Raw genomic sequence first — 1,116 nt, 5'->3', positions numbered from 1 at the left:
CCAGTATGGGTCTCTTTTCTCCGTAAGCCCCACCGACTGATACGTCAAATCCCTTACCGCCACGCTGAGGCCGGCTGCCGTGGTCACCGACCAGTCGAACCCCAGCTTGTCACCAAGTGGACCCCATTTCCTGTAAAACGCGTTATCAAGATCGGCATCCGGCGGGATCTGCGTGATAGTGTCATTGTCGTTGACGTGCCGGTAATGAGTGATATTGCCAAGAGAGGCGATCGCCGCACGGGTGAAGGTCCGCGGCATCCCGTAGGTGTACAGAACGGGCTGGTAATCCTTCATTTCTGAGGCATACAGCAGCGCCAGCGCCCCGCCTAAACTGTGACCGCAAACAAACAGCTTTTTTCTTTGATCTAAACCTGCCTTAACTGAGTCAAGCCTATCCCCAAAATTACTTTTTGCCAGCAGGTAGGCTTCCAGAAAACCGCCATGAACATTTCCAGCCCCGGTCAGCTCAGGCAGAGACCGCTTCGGGGCAAAAGACAAATCGGTCAGGATGTTCAGCAGGCTGTCAGTTCCGCACCAGGCAACCAGCACATGCGTACCGCATTCCACGGTGAAGAGACGGGTGTCGCCTTCTCCGTCAGGCCCTCCGCCGGTGTTCAGGTAGACCGGAGTCTGATAGCGCTCGCGGAACGGCACGTCCACCGCCAGCGTGTGGTACCACGAAGGGTACTCAGCAAACTGCGGGATGCAGGACAAATTCTGGCATTTCCGCCGGAAAAAGTAATTAATGGTCGGGTTCTTGGCCTCTGGTGCATAGACGAGATCGGCCATAATGCCAAGATTCAGCCCGTTGGCGAGGTCATAATCTTTAGTGTCATGTAGATCAAGCACCCATGCGCGGAACGGGCAGACTTCGATGACGTGTCGACGGTCCAGTCCGTCCCGGGAAATCTCCGTGCCCTTCAGAGTTTTTCCGTCAGGAAAATGAAACTTCGGCGGCTCCGGCTCAGCCCAGCCCTCGATCTTCGGCAGCCGATCGCAGAGCTGCCCGATGGTCACGTAATGGTGCATATGCCCTGCCGCTTCAGCTTTTTCCTGCACTTCTGAACGCCATTTTGGGTCGCGGGTTTCCGGCCGAAAAATATTATTACTCACCGG

General features: G+C 55.7%; 1 pseudogene. It reads right to left on the bottom strand.

Annotated features, from left to right (window positions below):
- Window positions 1–1,116, bottom strand: a pseudogene (locus tag VH86_RS24600) (lipase family protein); the annotation flags it as partial.

Source organism: Pantoea sp. BL1 (assembly GCF_000963985.1).
GTDB classification, from domain to species: Bacteria; Pseudomonadota; Gammaproteobacteria; order Enterobacterales; family Enterobacteriaceae; genus Pantoea; species Pantoea rwandensis_B.
Note: the sequence above shows the minus strand (reverse complement) of the source record. Positions and strands in the feature narration are given on the sequence as shown.